Genomic DNA, 15,149 nt, shown 5'->3' on the forward strand with positions numbered 1-15,149 from the left:
ATAAAACAATTTATATAGATAAAAATGAGGTTATAGACAGAAAAAAATAAGAAAACATTGTCATTGTATTAACAATGTCCATTTGGCTGTAAGGTTATTTATGAAATAACCATAAAGGGAAAAAAATAAAAATATAGAAAACAATGAATAGTTTGATTTTTATAAAAATATTAAAACTAAAAAAAGGTGGTGGATGAAATAGTTTAAACTTGATAATCAGAGTTAATGAGTTTTGCCTTTGATTGGATTTTCTTTACAAAATAATCTCAAACAATAGGGGGAAAGAAAATGGAAGATAGCAGAAAGATTAAATCTAGCTCGGAAATTATTTATAAGATTGATGACAAACCACCTATTCAGATTAGTATTCTTTTGGCATTTCAACATATCATGGCGGCTTTTGGAGGTATAGTTGCGGTACCTTTAGTGGTAGGTGGGGTATTAGGCTTGCCGATAAATGATTTGGCCTTTCTTGTTAGTGCAGCGTTATTTGCTGCAGGAATTGCTACATTTATCCAAGCTAAGGGTATTGGAAAAGTAGGAGCAAGAGTTGCTTGCGTAATGGGAACTGACTTTACCTTTGTTGGACCTTCTATAGCTGTTGGATCAACAATGGGTCTACCAGGAATATTTGGAGCAACGATATTAGGTTCATTTGTAGAAATTATTCTTAGTCGTTTCATTAAACCACTGAGGAGATTTTTTCCTCCAATAGTTACAGGTACAGTTGTAATGCTAATAGGCCTTACTTTGCTTCCTGTATCAATAGACTGGGCAGCCGGTGGATACGGAGCTCCTGACTATGGTAGTTTAACTAATGTTGCTGTATCGGTATCGGTTATGGTTGTAATTATGATGTTGAATAGATATGCTAAGGGGATATTCAGTTCAGCAGCGGTTATCCTAGGATTAATTTTTGGTTATATAATATCTTATCCACTAGGTCTTTTAGATTTTACACCTATTAAAGATGCTGGATGGCTTGCAATACCTACGCCATTCAAGTATGGAATTACCTTTAGTCTGACAGCTGTAATCCCATTTGTAACAGCTTATTTAGTTACTACAATAGAAACAGTAGGTTGTTTAATGGCTATAGGTGAAGCATCTGACAAAGAACTTAGTAGTGAAGAAATCTCGGCAGGTATTTTAGCCGATGGAGTTGGAAGCTTTATAGCAGGGTTCTTTAATGCTGGACCTAATACATCCTTCAGTCAAAATGTAGGACTAATACCTTTAACTAAGGTTGCAAGTAGATTTGTAGTAATCATTTCAGGTATAATACTTGTACTTTTAGGGATATTCCCTAAGTTTGGAGCCCTTATTGCAATAATGCCTAATCCAGTATTGGGTGGAGCCGGTATAATAATGTTTGGTATGGTAGCGGCGGCAGGTATAAAAACAATAAAGAATGTTCCGCTTAACAATAGAAACATGCTTATACTTGCTATCTCTTTAGGTATAGGACTCGGTGTTACAGTAAGACCTGATTTTCTAAAGCATTTGCCTAACGTGTTAAAAAGTTTATTCTCTTCAGGAATAAGTGCTGGAACCATAACGGCGTTACTTCTTAATATGATTCTAAAAGAGGAATATGTAGAAGAAAATGAAGTAGAAAAGCAAGAGGCTGTAAACTAAAGGGTTAGAATACTATAGACACTGTATATAAGAAGGGATTTGTTATTACGAATCCCTTCTTTAATTTGTAGAGTATATACAAAAAAGTAGAAAAAATATAGCTTTTTAAATGATACGAGGCATTGATAATCAAATTAAAAAGAGTTTGATTTGTAGAAAATATACAAACAAATGTGAAAAAAGAGTTGTTTTTGTAAAGAAGTATTGTTAAATTTCTTCAAAAGAAGGAAGGAGTTTTCGAACTTTTTGAGAAATATTATATTATAGGAAAACAATGCAAAAATTAATTGTATTTTAGGGTGTTTACTTTGTTAGAAATTTAACCTGAAACAATGTAAGGGGGTGAAAGTTTGTTAAAGGAAACAGGCATTACTCTTAAAGAAGCATTGGAAATGGACTGTTTTAAAACATGTAAATTGATTGCAGGCTTTGAAGGTTACAATAATGTTATTTATAGGGTTAATATTATGGCCGATTCTGAGATTCTCGACTGGGTTAGTGAAGGTGAACTTCTCCTAACTACAGCATACTTTTTCAAAGCTGCGGAAATCGAAAAACAACTTGAGTTTATTAGAGCGCTTAAAAAGAAAAAACTAGCCGGGATAGCAATAAAAATATATCCCTATTTAAAAAGGCTGCCAGAGGAAGTAATAGATTTAGCAAACGAATTAAAATTCCCAATTATTGATTTGGACTATGCAATACCCTTTACTGATATAATGGGTCCAATATTTCAGAAGGTCTTTAATAAGCAAGCCTTACTTCTTCAAAAAATTGAAGAACTCCATAAAAATCTAATGGATATAATCCTACGAGGCGGAGAAGTTAAGGACATTGTTACTACGTTGTCTAAAATAGTAGGTAATCCAATCTTAGTTAAAAATCATCATTTCGACGATCTTATATATGATGATGAAGTTTATCCCTTTGATTATGATGAATTTACAATGAATGTTGAAAAATTTTTAAATAATAATGTATATAATCAAAACTTATCTAAAACATATTCCTGTAAGATTAAGATTAAAGATACAACATATGACGCAATAATGGTTCCAATCGTAGTAAGAAACAATATTTTTGGACATGTGGTAGCTATAGCGGCTGAAAAAAGTATAACAAGTTTTGACATTACATCGATTGAAAGAGCATCGACAATTATGGCTGTAGAATTTTTAAAGAGAATTTCGGTTCAAGATGTGGAAAATAGGTACACAGCCGAATTCTTTGAAGATCTTATTTCTTTAGATAAGATAAGAAAAGAAAAGGCCATTCAAAGAGCCAAGTATTATAAATTTGATCATAAGGCATTCTACAACATAATTAATATATATTTTGATAATAAGACACCTAGTATAGGTGATGAATATGATTTCAATCAATATAAAAATAAGGGTATTCATCTTATAAATCAAATTTGTAAAAACCAAGATGCTAAATATTTGGTTACAAGTAAAGGAAAAAGCATCATAATTATGTTTATGTGGAAGGATCAGAAGAACTTAAAGAAAAAGTTAGATAAAATAGTTGAGGATATTGATAAATCAATTAACGAAAAAATGAGCTTTACAAAGTATAGTATAGGAATTGGAAGGGTATATAAAGGAGTAGAAAACGTTTACAAGAGTTTGAAGGATGCTGATAAAGCAATAGAAGCAAGAAAAACATTTGTGGATGAAACTATTATTGACTTCGACAATCTTGGGATATATAAAATTTTCTGTCATGATAACCTAAGAGATGAGCTATTAAAGTTCTATAAATCCACATTGTTTCCACTATGTCAGTATGATGCAAAGAGGGATACTGAGCTAGTGAAAACCTTAGAGGTTTATTTTGAAACTAATGGGAATTTAAAGAAAATGTCGGAGCATCTTTACACCCACTATAATACAATTTTGTATAGAATCAATAGAATACATGAAATTACAAATATGAGTTTAGATGATGAACATGATAGATTCAATCTAGAAACGGCACTTAAAATAAAACAGATTATGGGAATTGAAATTTAATAAGTTTGTAGATAAATAATATATATTTTAGAGGCTATTTTTGGTACTTTAATATAAACAAGAAAATGTTATAGAGATTCCAGTCAAAACTTTAATTTATACACATCAAAAATCTCCAGAAACATTGGATATTTTGATATGTGCAAATTAAGATTTACTTGGAGCTCTATATAAGTGGAGGGTGTAAGATGAAATTAGTTGAAAAAACTGTAATGGATTTTGTAAATGCTGTTGAGAGTAAGGAGCCCGCTCCGGGTGGTGGTAGTGTTGCAGCTCTAGGAGGATCACTTGGAGGAGCTTTGACAGCTATGGTAGGAAACTTGACAATAGGAAGAAAGAAGTTTAACGAATTAGACGAAGAAACTAAGGAAAAATTTGAAAAAGCTTTTAATGAAACAATAGTTGTTAAAGAAAGTTTATTAAAAATAATAGATGAAGACACAGAGGCCTTTAACCAGGTTATGGCAGCATTTAAGATGCCAAAGGAAACTGAAGAAGAAAAGAGCGAGAGAAAAGCAGCTATAAATGAAGCAACAATTTTAGCTATGAACGTACCTTTAAAGGCAGCTGAAGAATGTCTGAAAATATTAAAGCTACAAGAAGTTTTTGCTCAGTATGGAAATAGAAATGCTATAACAGACGTTGGCGTTGGAGCTCTAATGTCATACTCTGGACTTGAAGGCGCACTACTTAACGTAAAGGTAAATCTTGGTGGACTTGACGACCAAGAGTTTGTAAACAATATACAAGCTAAATGCGATAGCATACTAAAGGAAGGTAAAGAGCTTTTAGAGGCAACTTTAAAGGTAGTTTACAGTAAGATATAGAATAGAAACTCAGAGAAATCATTTTTTTCCTTTTGACTATATGAAATATAAATAAAAGAGATTAGGTCAACTTAATGTGACTTAATCTCTTTTTTTATTCTTTAAACAGAATGACCAAAACCTTAGAACTTATAACTTTTCTATTCTTCTACCAAAGCTACAGCACGGATTGGAGAACCTGACCCATCTCGTATCTTTAAAGGTAGTCCTATATAAAGGAATCTTTTATTAACGATTTGATCTAAATTACATAGATTTTCTGTATTCGAAATGTGATATTCACCACAGATCAAGTGACCTGAAAAATCTAAATCGTCAGGATGATCGATTGCAGGGGCATCTACACCTATATTAACTACGCCTTGCTCAGCTAACCATTTAGCAGCAGCATAACTCAACCCAGTATATTCAGTCTGCCATTTATCGGTGCCAAAATTTCTATCGTGATGACCAGTATAAAGAAGAACTATATCACCCTTCATTATTTCTTGTCCCGATTTTCTTACGGCTTGTTCTAAATCCTTTGGTTCAATATATCTACTTGCAGGTATATGGGATAAATCTATACAAATTGCACTTCCCCAGAAGTATTCCATAGGCATTTTATCAATAGTTGCTCCTGCGGGATTATATTCCCATACAGCATCACAATGGGTACCGCCATGTTCACTGATAAGTAAATTCCTTGCTGAGAAGCCTAATTTTGTACTTCCAGTTAACTTCATGTTTTCCTCATGGGTCATGTTAGTCATTATAAATGTAGGCTGATGCATAGGAAAAACGGACATTCCCTGAAATATTTCTTGCGAAAGATCAATTAATTTTAAACCCATCATTTACTCCCTCCTTTATTAATATGTGCTTAAAATCTATTAATTAACTATATTTGACGAGTTTGTACCAAAATCCCTTATATAAAATATACAAAAATACATATAAAAATATTCAGAAAATTCATCTTTGTTCATAAAATCTATACAAAGGTTTTTTGTCATATTTTATAGAAAATTTGAATTAGATAAATAGTGAAGAGAATTTTTTAATTCTAACTTTGCAGAATTGCAAATATGAATAATAAGTGTTTATGCAATCTGTTTAGTGAAATGAAACCACATTAAAATCTATTAAATGATAATAAAGAAGGAGGAAACATAAAATGAGTAATGAAAAAAAGTACATTTTGGCTGTTCCGAATTTTAGTGAAGGGAGGAGAGAAGAGGTAGTTGAAGCTATAGTTGATGGAGTTAGAAATATAGATGGAGTAAAACTTATAAGCTATGAGCCAGAGCATGATTTCAATAGAACTGTTGTAACTTTAATTGGTGAGCCTAAGCCACTTAAGCAAGCACTTATTAACTTAGCAAGCAAGAGTTATGAGTTAATAAACATGGAAGAACAATCAGGTACACATCCAAGAATAGGAGCTCAAGATACTATACCTATATTCCCATTCAAAAACATTACCTTAGAAGAGTGTACAGAATATATAGAAGAATTAGCAGTAGAACTTTATGAAAAGTGCCAGGTTCCACTATACTTCTCAGGACAAAATGCAAGATGCGAAGAAAGAAAAGCCCTTTCATTCATTAGAAAAGGACAATACGAAGGTTTAAAGGAAGTTGCACATACTGATGAAAGAAAGCCTGATATGGGACCTGCTAAATTACATCCAACTGCAGGAGCTACTATTTTAAGTGCAGATTTAGAAGGGTTAACTGCATACAATGTTTTCTTAGATACTGAAAATGTACAAATAGCTAAGAAGATTGCTAAGGGTGTAAGAGGACCAAGCGGTGGATTTTCAACTGTAAGAGCGGTAGGAATCAAATTCCCTGAAAGAGAAGGCGTTGTTGTATCAATGAACATGTTCGATTGTGGAAAGACACCATTATATAGAACATTTAACTTTGTTAAGCAAGAAGCGGCAAGATATGGTGTAGCAGTTACTGGATCTGAAATAGTTGGACCGGTTAAATTAGACTACTTACTAAACTCTTTAGAGTACTTACTTGGACTTGAGAACTTTAATAAGGAGCAAATCCTAGAAACACATCTTATGGACTAGGAAAAGCAAAGGGGGTCAATAGATGAAAACAGATGTTCAAATAGCACAAGAGGCAAAGATGCTTCCAATAGTTGAAATAGGAAAAAAACTTGGAATAAAAGAAGATGACTTAGAATTATATGGAAAGTATAAAGCAAAGATTTCATTAGATGTATATAAAAACTTGGAAGATAAAGAAGAAGGAAAGTTAATTTTAGTAACAGCAATAAATCCAACTTCTGCAGGAGAAGGTAAGACTACTACAAACGTGGGTCTTAGTATGGGACTTAATAAAATTGGAAAGACCACTGTAACTACATTAAGAGAGCCGTCTCTTGGGCCATGCTTCGGTGTAAAGGGTGGAGCAGCAGGTGGAGGATATGCTCAAGTTGTTCCGATGGATGATATAAACCTACACTTTACAGGTGATATTCATGCGATTACAACGGCAAACAATTTACTTGCAGCCCTTATAGACAATCATCTTCATCAAGGAAATAAACTAAAAATTGATCCTAAGAGAGTAACTTGGAGAAGAGCATTAGACATGAATGACAGAGCCCTAAGAAGTATAACTATAGGACTCGGCACTAAGGGCAATGGAGTAACAAGAGAAGATGGATTCGATATATCCGTTGCTTCAGAAATAATGGCTATAATGTGTCTTGCAACTAGCATGGAAGACTTAAAAGATAGATTATCAAGAATGATAGTTGGATATACCTATGACAATGAACCAGTAACAGCAGGTGAACTTGATGCAACGGGTGCTTTGGCACTATTACTCAAGGATGCAATAAAGCCAAATTTAGTACAGACCCTAGAAAATACTCCAGCACTTATTCATGGAGGACCATTTGCTAACATAGCCCACGGTTGTAACTCAGTTATGGCAACCAAAACTGCTCTTAAGATAGCAGACTATGTTGTAACTGAAGCAGGATTTGGAGCTGACCTTGGAGCTGAGAAATTCTTCAACATAAAGTGTAGATATGCAGGACTAAAGCCAGCAGCAGTAGTAGTTGTTGCAACGGTAAGAGCTCTTAAGAATCACGGTGGAGTACCAAAGGCAGAGCTATCAGTAGAAAACATGGAAGCCCTTGCTAATGGTTTCGAAAACCTTGAGAAGCAGATAGAAAATGTACAGAAGTTTGGAGTTCCAGCAGTAGTTGCATTAAACAGATTCCCAACTGATACTGAGCAAGAATTAAGCTTTGTAGAGGAAAAATGCCAAGAAATGGGAGTGAATGTAGTACTTTCAGAAGTATGGGCAAAGGGAGGAGAAGGTGGAACTAAGCTTGCTGAGAAAATAGTAGAGCTTGCAGAAAGTGGTAAGGCCAACTTCAAACCTCTATATGAATTAGATAAAACTATACAAGAAAAGATAGAAACCATAGCAAAGGAAATATATGGAGCTGATGGAGTAGAATTTACAAGCAAGGCACTAAAGGAAATAGCAAAGTACGAAAAATTAGGACTTGATAAGCTTCCTATATGTATGGCAAAAACTCAGTACTCACTATCTGATAATCCTAAATTATTAGGTAGACCTAAGGGCTTCAAGATAACTGTAAGCGCTATTAGAGTTTCAGCTGGAGCAGGTTTCTTAGTTGCACTTACTGGCGACATAATGACTATGCCAGGTCTTCCAAAGGTACCAGCGGCTAATAAGATGGATATTTTAGATAATGGCGAGATAATTGGATTATTCTAGAGAAATAAAAAATTATTAATAAAAAATGAGGAGGACATATTTTATGACTTATGATGTGATTGTTAAAAATGCACGTATACCTCAAGGCGACGATACAGTTGTTACAAATATACTAGTAAAGGACCAAAAGGTTGCAGGATTTACATTAGACTTAGATGGAATTCAAGGTACAAAGATTATAGATGCTGAGGGTCATCTTACTTTACCAGGTTGTATCGATTCCCATACTCATATAAATGACCCTGGATTTACCCACAGAGAAAACTTCCTAACTGGAACTTCTGCAGCGGCTAGTGGTGGAGTTACAATGATAGTTGATATGCCATGCTGCTCTGTACCATCAGTAAGAAGCGTTGAAAACTTAGAATACAAGCTTAATGCTATAAAGGATAAGGCTATAATTGACTACGGTATGTGGGGTGGAGTTACTGGCGAAGACGTAAGAAATGGATGGCTTCATAATGTAAAGGAACAAGCTGATTATGGTGTTCTTGCATTTAAGGTTTATATGACTCCTTCAGTTCCTACTTACCCTAGAGTTACTGATCCAGAAATGCTTGAAGCATTTAGAGCAGTATCTGAAACAGGACTTCCAGTAGGAATACATGCTGAAAACTTTGCAATGTGTGACTTCTATGTTAAGAAATATGAAAAAGAAGGAAGAACCGATGCACCTGCATGGGCTGAAGCAAGAAGTGCTTTAGCAGAAAAGGTTGCCATAGAATTAGGTATTAGCTTTGCTGAGGAAACGGGAGCTAGACTACACATAGTTCATATGAGTACTGGAGTAGGAGCACAATTAGTTGGAGATGCTAAGAAGAGAGGAATAGATGTTACTGCTGAAACTTGTCCTCACTATTTAACTCTGAACTACCAAGATGCTATGACAGAATTTAAGCAGTTTGCGAAAATTGCTCCACCGCTTAGAACTGAGAAGGACAATGTAGAGCATTGGGAAGCATTACAAGATGGAAGAATCGACTTTGTTGCAACTGACCATGCTCCATACGAAATACCTACAGAGAAGGAAGCTGAAGGAATGCATATATGGAATGCTTTCCCTGGAATCCCTGGAGTAGAAACAATGGTTCCGGTTGTAGTAAGTGAAGGATACAACAAGGGAAGATTAAGTCTTAGCAGATTAGTAGAAGTACTTTGCTCAAGCCCAGCAAAGCACTACGGACTCTATCCTAAGAAGGGTGCTATGTTCATTGGGTCAGATGCTGACTTTACTATCATTGACTTAGATAAAGAGTGGACTATAGATAAGGACAAAATGTACACAATGGCTAAATATACTCCTTTCCATGGTTATAAGCTAAAGGGTAAGCCAGTTAAGACAATCGTTAGAGGTAAATTGGTTTATGATGATGCATCAGGAATCGTAGGAGAAGAAGGATATGGAGAATTCATTAGAAGACAAAATATCCAAAAGCTTGATAAGACTATTAAATATTAAGTAGCTGCTAGCTTTTAGCTACTGGCTGTTAGGCTTTAGGTCGGCCTTTGAGTGAAGAGGAGATACAGATAAAACTTTCCTACTCAAAGGCACTGACCTATACAATAAGAGGGTTATTCTAAATAAAAAATGGAGGGAATTAAAATGGCAAGACATGCGATAGTTGTAATAGATATGTTAAATGACTTTATAGGAGAAAAGGCTCCACTTAGGTGTCCAGGTGGTGACGACATAGTACCTAACTTACAAAGATTATTCAAGTGGGTTAGAGCAAGAAAGGACGATGAGATTCATCTAGTTCATATCCAAGAAGCACATAGAAAGAATGATGCTGACTTTAGAGTTAGACCTGTTCATGCTGTTAAGGGAACATGGGGATCAGACTTCATAAAGGAACTTTATCCTGAGGGAGACGAGTATATCATTCCTAAGAGAAGACATAGTGCTTTTGCTCACACTGATCTTGACCTTTATTTAAGAGAAGAAAATATTGATACAGTAGTAGTTACAGGAGTTTGGACAAACGTATGTGTAAGAAGTACGGCTTCAGACGCTTTATACAATGCTTACAAGGTTATCACTTTAAGTGATGCTTGTGCATCAAAAACTGAGGAAATGCATGAGTATGGCTTAAACGACTTAAGTATCTTCACTAAGGTAATGACTATTGACGAGTATATGAATGCATGGGAGAAAGGTGAAGACCCATGGTTAGGTGGAGGAGACCAAGAAAATAAAGTTGAGTAAATGGGGTCGAAAACTATGAGGATAGTAGTTGGGATGACTGGAGGAAGCTGCTCATTATATGGAGTGGCTCTCCTTAAAGCTCTAGAACAATTAGATATAGAAACCCACTTGATTGTATCAAGGATGGGAGAATATGTTACTAAACATGAATGCGATATAGAAATTAATGAACTAAAGTCCATGGCAACTCATTTTCATAGAAACGACGACTTAGCAGCTCCTGTTGCTAGTGGTTCATTTAAAGCCGATGGAATGATAATAATACCTTGCTCCATGAATACCTTAGGGGCTATTGCAGGTGGACTTAGTCTAAATCTGATTCATAGAGCAGCAGATGTAACAATCAAAGAGGGAAGAAAGCTGGTTTTAGTACCTAGAGAAACACCTCTCAGTGTAATACATCTTGAAAATATGCTAAAACTTGCCAAGATGGGTGTAAGAATAGTTCCAGCATCCCCTGGTTTCTATCATCACCCTCAAACAATAGGTGATTTAGTAAACATAATGGTTGGAAGAGCTTTAGACCAACTAGGTATAGATGCAAACCTTTTTGAGAGATGGAAATAGAATCAAAGGGTTCTAGGAGTGATTAAATGGAAAGGCAAATGTTAAGAGCCGATTTAGAAAAATTAAGGAAAAGTGGCAAACTTTTAGTATGTGATAGACAAGTTGATCCAAAGTTCGAATTAGGAGCAGTTCTAAAACATTTTAGTAATAGAAAACCAGTGTTATTTAACAATGTAAAGGGAAGTAATGTATCAATCATAGGAGGTATGTTCGGAGATCGAGATATATTCTATGACATGGTTGACACAAACCATGAAGAGCGTATTTGTAAGTTTATGGATGCAATAGCCAATCCACAGAGTACTAGAATATTGGACAATGGTCCTGTTAAAGAAAATATCGTTACTAGAAACATAGATATTAACAGGTTGTTTCCTATACCGACATTCCATGAAGACGATTCTTCTAACTTTATTACAGCAGGTGTTGTAATAATTAAAGATCCAGAAACCGGAAAACGCTACACTTCTATTCGAAGGCTTCAGGTAAATAGAGGAGATAACTTAAGTATACTAATAGCATCACCTTTGCTTACAGGTCAGCTAAAGGAACTAAAGGCTAAGAAAAAGGACCTTGAAGTAGCAGTTATATTAGGTTATGATTATGCGTTTCTTTTAGCATCGCAAATCAGTAGTGAACTCTATGGTGTAGACAAATATGAAGTAGACAGTGCTTTAAGGGGAGTACCTTTAGAACTTGTTAAATGTCATCATGTCGACTTAGAAGTTCCTGCCCATGCTGAGATAGTATTTGAGGGGATTATACCACATGATAGAGAAGAGATTGAAGGGCCATTTGGTGAACTTATGGGATACTATGGTAAGGTAGCTAGTCATCCCGTTATAGAAGTTAAAGCGGTGATGTTTAGAAATGACCCAATCTTCCAGGTTTCCTTCCCTTGTAGAGAAGAACATCTTTCAAATGGACTGATAAGAGAAGTTGAGCTCTATATGCATGTTAGTAAGTTTGCAGATGTTAAGGATGTAAATGTAACAATTGGTGGTGGTTGTAGATTCCATGGAATCGTTTCAATCAACAAGAAGCAAGAAGGCGATGGAAAAGGTGTTATCTTAGGAGCACTTGGAAGTAATAAGGATATGAAGCATGTAATTGTTGTAGACGACGATATTGACATATTTGACGGTGATGATATAGAAGGAGCTCTTGCCACTAGAGTTCAAGCCTCCAGCGATATAGTAATAGTGAATGGTGCCCATGGATCAGGATTAGATCCTTCCCATAACACCAGAGGGATTACAGATAAGATAGGCATCGATGCTACTAAGCCGCTAGGAGAAGCAGGAATAAAGTTTAACAAAGCTATAATTCCTGGTTATGAAAAGATTGATATAGAAAAGTATTTCCCCAATCTAAAAGGGGGTATGTAGATGAGGCAAGCAATTGGATTTTTTGAGATTAGGAGCAAGGTAGCAGCAATACAGGCTGCAGATACTATGCTTAAAACTGCTGATGTAAGGATAAAGGATTTCAACCTAGTGGGTTCCGGAGTAATTTCGGTTATTGTTGAAGGTGATGTAGCAGCAGTAAAAGCTGCAATTGAGAATGCAAAGGCTACTGCTGGCAATATGGCTGAAGTAATATCAGTAAATGTAATACCTAGACCAAATGAAGAGCTTGACAAATTATTTGGCGATTAATGGGGTGTTAGAATGACAAATCAGTTAACCAGAACAATTATGCAAAATATAGTAGAGAAATGTACCTCTAGCAAAGGTAATGGTCCCGGAGGCAATAAGATGCATATTGGAAATAAAGAAGAGAATATGATAAGGAATATCATACACAAAGGAACTAGTCAGAATAGAAAACCGGAAGCCAATAGAAGAATTGAAGTTAGTAGAAACGCTGAGAGTAAAACTTCAACGAAGCATGTTACGCTAGATGAGCTTATTAGTAAAAGTGTAGGCGACAATAAAGTAGAAGATAATTCAGTAACTGAGAAAATCAAGGAGCCGTATAGAAAGGGAATTAATAAAGTCAGTTTAGAAGATATAGTTCCAAAGGTTTCTTTAACTTCCATTGGGAAGAAAAGATAGAGATTTGGAGGTGTAAGCCTTTATGGGTGCAGCACTTGGACTTATAGAAACAGTAGGACTATCTGCAGCGGCTGCCGCATTGGATGCAGCTACAGATACTGCTGATGTACAACTTGTTGGTTGTGAAAAGGTTATTGGTGCAGGTAAATCTGTAAGTGTAACAATACATTTAGTTGGTCAAGTAGCAGCTGTACAGGCGGCAGTCGAGTACGGAGTTATTGCCGCTGAAAAAGTGGGAACGGTTTTAGCATCAAGAGTACTACCAAGACCCCACGAAGATGTGAATAGACTAATTGAGATGTTTAAGGAAAACAATAAAAAAGATAGCAAGAAAAAGAGTGAGCCTAAAAAGAAACAGACAGTATCCGGAAAGAAGCAAAGTGCAGCTACAAAAAAAGATGAAATTAAGCAAGAAAAAGTAGCAGAATCAGCTACAAACGAATCTTCAGAAGAATAGTAACAATGAGCTTTAAGATTCAATAAACTTCAAACAAAAAAAATGAGGAGGTCATTTATATGAGTCAAGCATTAGGATTAGTTGAAACTAAAGGATTAGTAGGAGCAATAGAGGCAGCAGATGCTATGGTTAAGGCAGCAAACGTTACAATAGTAAGCTACGAGAAGATAGGTTTTGGACTTGTAACAGTTATGGTAAGAGGAGATGTAGGAGCAGTTAAGGCAGCTACAGATGCAGGAGCAGAAGCTGCAAGATCAGTAGGAGAACTTCATTCTGTACATGTAATCCCACGCCCGCACTCTGAAGTTGAAAGAGTTATATTAAATAAAGAATAAGGATGTTTAAACGTCTAACGTTTAACTCGTAAAAGGGAGATATTTTCATGTCTAATAAAGATTTAATAATGCAGGTTCTTGGAGATATCACCACAAGAATAAATAATCAAAGCATTGAGCTTAAGAAATATTCTAATGTAGAAAAGGAAAACATTTTAGTACTGTTTACAGGGAGCAATTTAGAAACTGACAAAGCCCTTGATAATCTAAAAAAACTTGTAGAGAAGGGTTATCTACTGACAGTATGTTTTTCAAAAAGTGCTGAAGAAGTCCTTGATATTGATAGAATAACAAATTTACTAAGACCACATAAACTCTATTTTGAAGGTGATAAGGAGAAGTGCTTAGGAATAGTACAATCCTCAGATATAGCTTTAGTCCCTGCCTTAACCCAGAATACTCTGGCTAAGGTGGCTGTAGGAATACAGGACAGCTTTATATCTACACTATTATGGCAGCTATTGTGGGCTGATAAAAAGGTGTTTATCAATGAAAATTCAGGAGCGGGCAGAAATCATATACCATGTGGAAACAAGAAGATGCTCAGCTTAATGAATAGTCATATACAGACACTAAAAGACTTTGGAGCAAAAATAATTAAAGAACATGACTATAGGGCATGTATTAGTAAAGAAGTAGGTATATCTAGAGATAGAAAAAATGAATTTGCTAAGAAAGAAAAAGTAGATTCAAAGAAGGTTGTAACTGAAAGAGATATCTTGGACTTAGTAGGAAAAGCAGAAGAATTTGTTGTAAGTAGAGGAACCATTATAACTCCTCTAGCCAAAGATGTAGCGAGGGAAAATAAGATAAAAGTAGTATTTCGCTAACTTATTACTTTGTGGTTGATGGTTAACAGGTAGCTATTGATATGTTAACACCGAATATATTACCTTAGCTGTGATAAAAGTGGAGGTTAAGTAATTTGAAACTTTTCTCACAGCTTATCACCTGTTATCTTTGACCTGAATAAAGGAGTGTTCCTATGCACACTGGGATGGTAATTGGAACGGTTGTAGCTACAAGAAAAGATGAAAAGCTGGTTGGGTGTAAGTTATTATTCACGCAGCCCCTTAATATAAAAAAAGAACCTATTGGTGAGCCAATAATTACTGTAGATACAGTTGGAGCTGGTATCGGTGAATATGTAATATACACCAAGGGAACTGCAGCTAGATATGCAGCTAGAAAGCTTGATTCACCTATTGATGCAGCGATTATTGGAATCATAGATAACGTTGATATATATTTAGATGTATTTGATAAGAAATAGAAGGGTGGTGATGGGA

The 15,149-nt window shown here is 35.3% G+C and carries 16 protein-coding genes; 15 read left to right on the plus strand and 1 reads right to left on the minus strand.

Annotated elements, in window-relative coordinates; all coding sequences use genetic code 11:
• The first annotated feature begins 288 nt into the window (after positions 1 to 288).
• From R9X47_RS19690 to R9X47_RS19700, 3 genes are all read left to right on the plus strand, one after another.
• Entirely contained in the window at positions 289 to 1,638 is a 1,350-nt protein-coding gene (locus R9X47_RS19690; protein WP_432662771.1) for a nucleobase:cation symporter-2 family protein, read from the plus strand.
• 350 nt (positions 1,639 to 1,988) lie between these two features.
• Positions 1,989 to 3,653, plus strand: coding sequence for a PucR family transcriptional regulator (locus R9X47_RS19695; protein WP_432662773.1), 1,665 nt, complete (start codon positions 1,989 to 1,991; stop codon positions 3,651 to 3,653).
• 188 nt (positions 3,654 to 3,841) lie between these two features.
• Positions 3,842 to 4,480 carry a cyclodeaminase/cyclohydrolase family protein gene (locus tag R9X47_RS19700; RefSeq protein WP_432662775.1) on the plus strand — a complete coding sequence of 213 codons (639 nt, stop codon included), beginning with the start codon at positions 3,842 to 3,844 and terminating at the stop codon, positions 4,478 to 4,480.
• Positions 4,481 to 4,620: 140 nt separating this feature from the next.
• Here R9X47_RS19700 and R9X47_RS19705 read toward each other — a convergent pair whose 3' ends face one another.
• Positions 4,621 to 5,316 (minus strand): cyclase family protein, encoded by a 696-nt coding sequence (locus R9X47_RS19705; protein ID WP_432662777.1) that lies wholly within the window; start codon positions 5,314 to 5,316, stop codon positions 4,621 to 4,623.
• A gap of 320 nt (positions 5,317 to 5,636) precedes the next feature.
• Between R9X47_RS19705 and ftcD the strand changes: the two genes are divergently transcribed.
• The 12 genes from ftcD (at position 5,637) to R9X47_RS19765 (ending at position 15,133) form a co-directional block, all read left to right on the plus strand.
• On the plus strand, positions 5,637 to 6,545 hold the full coding sequence (ftcD, locus tag R9X47_RS19710) for a glutamate formimidoyltransferase (RefSeq protein ID WP_432662778.1): 909 nt from the start codon (positions 5,637 to 5,639) through the stop codon (positions 6,543 to 6,545).
• A gap of 22 nt (positions 6,546 to 6,567) precedes the next feature.
• Positions 6,568 to 8,238 carry a formate--tetrahydrofolate ligase gene (locus R9X47_RS19715; protein WP_432662779.1) on the plus strand — a complete coding sequence of 557 codons (1,671 nt, stop codon included), beginning with the start codon at positions 6,568 to 6,570 and terminating at the stop codon, positions 8,236 to 8,238.
• 43 nt (positions 8,239 to 8,281) lie between these two features.
• Positions 8,282 to 9,697 carry an allantoinase AllB gene (allB, locus tag R9X47_RS19720; RefSeq protein ID WP_432662781.1) on the plus strand — a complete coding sequence of 472 codons (1,416 nt, stop codon included), beginning with the start codon at positions 8,282 to 8,284 and terminating at the stop codon, positions 9,695 to 9,697.
• Positions 9,698 to 9,841: 144 nt separating this feature from the next.
• The gene (locus R9X47_RS19725; protein WP_432662782.1) at positions 9,842 to 10,444 is read left to right on the plus strand and encodes a cysteine hydrolase family protein; all 603 of its coding nucleotides are present in this window, start codon (positions 9,842 to 9,844) and stop codon (positions 10,442 to 10,444) included.
• Positions 10,445 to 10,459: 15 nt separating this feature from the next.
• Positions 10,460 to 11,011, plus strand: coding sequence for a UbiX family flavin prenyltransferase (locus R9X47_RS19730; protein ID WP_432662784.1), 552 nt, complete (start codon positions 10,460 to 10,462; stop codon positions 11,009 to 11,011).
• Between the two features lie 26 nt (positions 11,012 to 11,037).
• Complete coding sequence (locus R9X47_RS19735) at positions 11,038 to 12,399, plus strand: UbiD family decarboxylase (RefSeq protein WP_432662786.1); 1,362 nt, start codon at positions 11,038 to 11,040, stop codon at positions 12,397 to 12,399.
• Positions 12,400 to 12,669, plus strand: a complete 270-nt coding sequence (locus tag R9X47_RS19740; protein WP_432662788.1) for a BMC domain-containing protein — start codon at positions 12,400 to 12,402, stop codon at positions 12,667 to 12,669.
• Between the two features lie 12 nt (positions 12,670 to 12,681).
• The gene (locus R9X47_RS19745; RefSeq protein ID WP_432662790.1) at positions 12,682 to 13,068 is read left to right on the plus strand and encodes a hypothetical protein; all 387 of its coding nucleotides are present in this window, start codon (positions 12,682 to 12,684) and stop codon (positions 13,066 to 13,068) included.
• 22 nt (positions 13,069 to 13,090) lie between these two features.
• Positions 13,091 to 13,525: a BMC domain-containing protein gene (locus R9X47_RS19750; RefSeq protein WP_432662791.1), complete on the plus strand. Its 435-nt coding sequence runs from the start codon at positions 13,091 to 13,093 to the stop codon at positions 13,523 to 13,525.
• 59 nt (positions 13,526 to 13,584) lie between these two features.
• Positions 13,585 to 13,860: a BMC domain-containing protein gene (locus R9X47_RS19755; protein ID WP_432407265.1), complete on the plus strand. Its 276-nt coding sequence runs from the start codon at positions 13,585 to 13,587 to the stop codon at positions 13,858 to 13,860.
• Between the two features lie 47 nt (positions 13,861 to 13,907).
• Positions 13,908 to 14,690 carry a flavoprotein gene (locus R9X47_RS19760; RefSeq protein WP_432662792.1) on the plus strand — a complete coding sequence of 261 codons (783 nt, stop codon included), beginning with the start codon at positions 13,908 to 13,910 and terminating at the stop codon, positions 14,688 to 14,690.
• A 155-nt stretch (positions 14,691 to 14,845) separates the two neighbouring features.
• A complete protein-coding gene (locus R9X47_RS19765) occupies positions 14,846 to 15,133 on the plus strand; it encodes a EutN/CcmL family microcompartment protein (protein WP_432662794.1) in 288 nt (95 codons plus the stop codon).
• Positions 15,134 to 15,149: the final 16 nt, after the last annotated feature.

This window comes from Wukongibacter baidiensis, from assembly GCF_050888315.1.
Lineage (GTDB): Bacteria > Bacillota > Clostridia > Peptostreptococcales > Caminicellaceae > Wukongibacter > Wukongibacter baidiensis.

Bases quoted from the DNA above. Each gene is read 5' to 3' on its own strand.
- ftcD (WP_432662778.1), top strand. From the start codon at position 5,637: ATGAGTAATGAAAAAAAGTACATTTTGGCTGTTCCGAATTTTAGTGAA.
- R9X47_RS19705 (WP_432662777.1), bottom strand. From the start codon at position 5,316: ATGATGGGTTTAAAATTAATTGATCTTTCGCAAGAAATATTTCAGGGA.
- R9X47_RS19690 (WP_432662771.1), top strand. From the start codon at position 289: ATGGAAGATAGCAGAAAGATTAAATCTAGCTCGGAAATTATTTATAAG.
- R9X47_RS19715 (WP_432662779.1), top strand. From the start codon at position 6,568: ATGAAAACAGATGTTCAAATAGCACAAGAGGCAAAGATGCTTCCAATA.
- R9X47_RS19760 (WP_432662792.1), top strand. From the start codon at position 13,908: ATGTCTAATAAAGATTTAATAATGCAGGTTCTTGGAGATATCACCACA.
- R9X47_RS19765 (WP_432662794.1), top strand. From the start codon at position 14,846: ATGCACACTGGGATGGTAATTGGAACGGTTGTAGCTACAAGAAAAGAT.
- R9X47_RS19735 (WP_432662786.1), top strand. From the start codon at position 11,038: ATGGAAAGGCAAATGTTAAGAGCCGATTTAGAAAAATTAAGGAAAAGT.
- R9X47_RS19730 (WP_432662784.1), top strand. From the start codon at position 10,460: ATGAGGATAGTAGTTGGGATGACTGGAGGAAGCTGCTCATTATATGGA.
- R9X47_RS19700 (WP_432662775.1), top strand. From the start codon at position 3,842: ATGAAATTAGTTGAAAAAACTGTAATGGATTTTGTAAATGCTGTTGAG.
- R9X47_RS19755 (WP_432407265.1), top strand. From the start codon at position 13,585: ATGAGTCAAGCATTAGGATTAGTTGAAACTAAAGGATTAGTAGGAGCA.
- R9X47_RS19750 (WP_432662791.1), top strand. From the start codon at position 13,091: ATGGGTGCAGCACTTGGACTTATAGAAACAGTAGGACTATCTGCAGCG.
- R9X47_RS19725 (WP_432662782.1), top strand. From the start codon at position 9,842: ATGGCAAGACATGCGATAGTTGTAATAGATATGTTAAATGACTTTATA.
- allB (WP_432662781.1), top strand. From the start codon at position 8,282: ATGACTTATGATGTGATTGTTAAAAATGCACGTATACCTCAAGGCGAC.
- R9X47_RS19740 (WP_432662788.1), top strand. From the start codon at position 12,400: ATGAGGCAAGCAATTGGATTTTTTGAGATTAGGAGCAAGGTAGCAGCA.
- R9X47_RS19745 (WP_432662790.1), top strand. From the start codon at position 12,682: ATGACAAATCAGTTAACCAGAACAATTATGCAAAATATAGTAGAGAAA.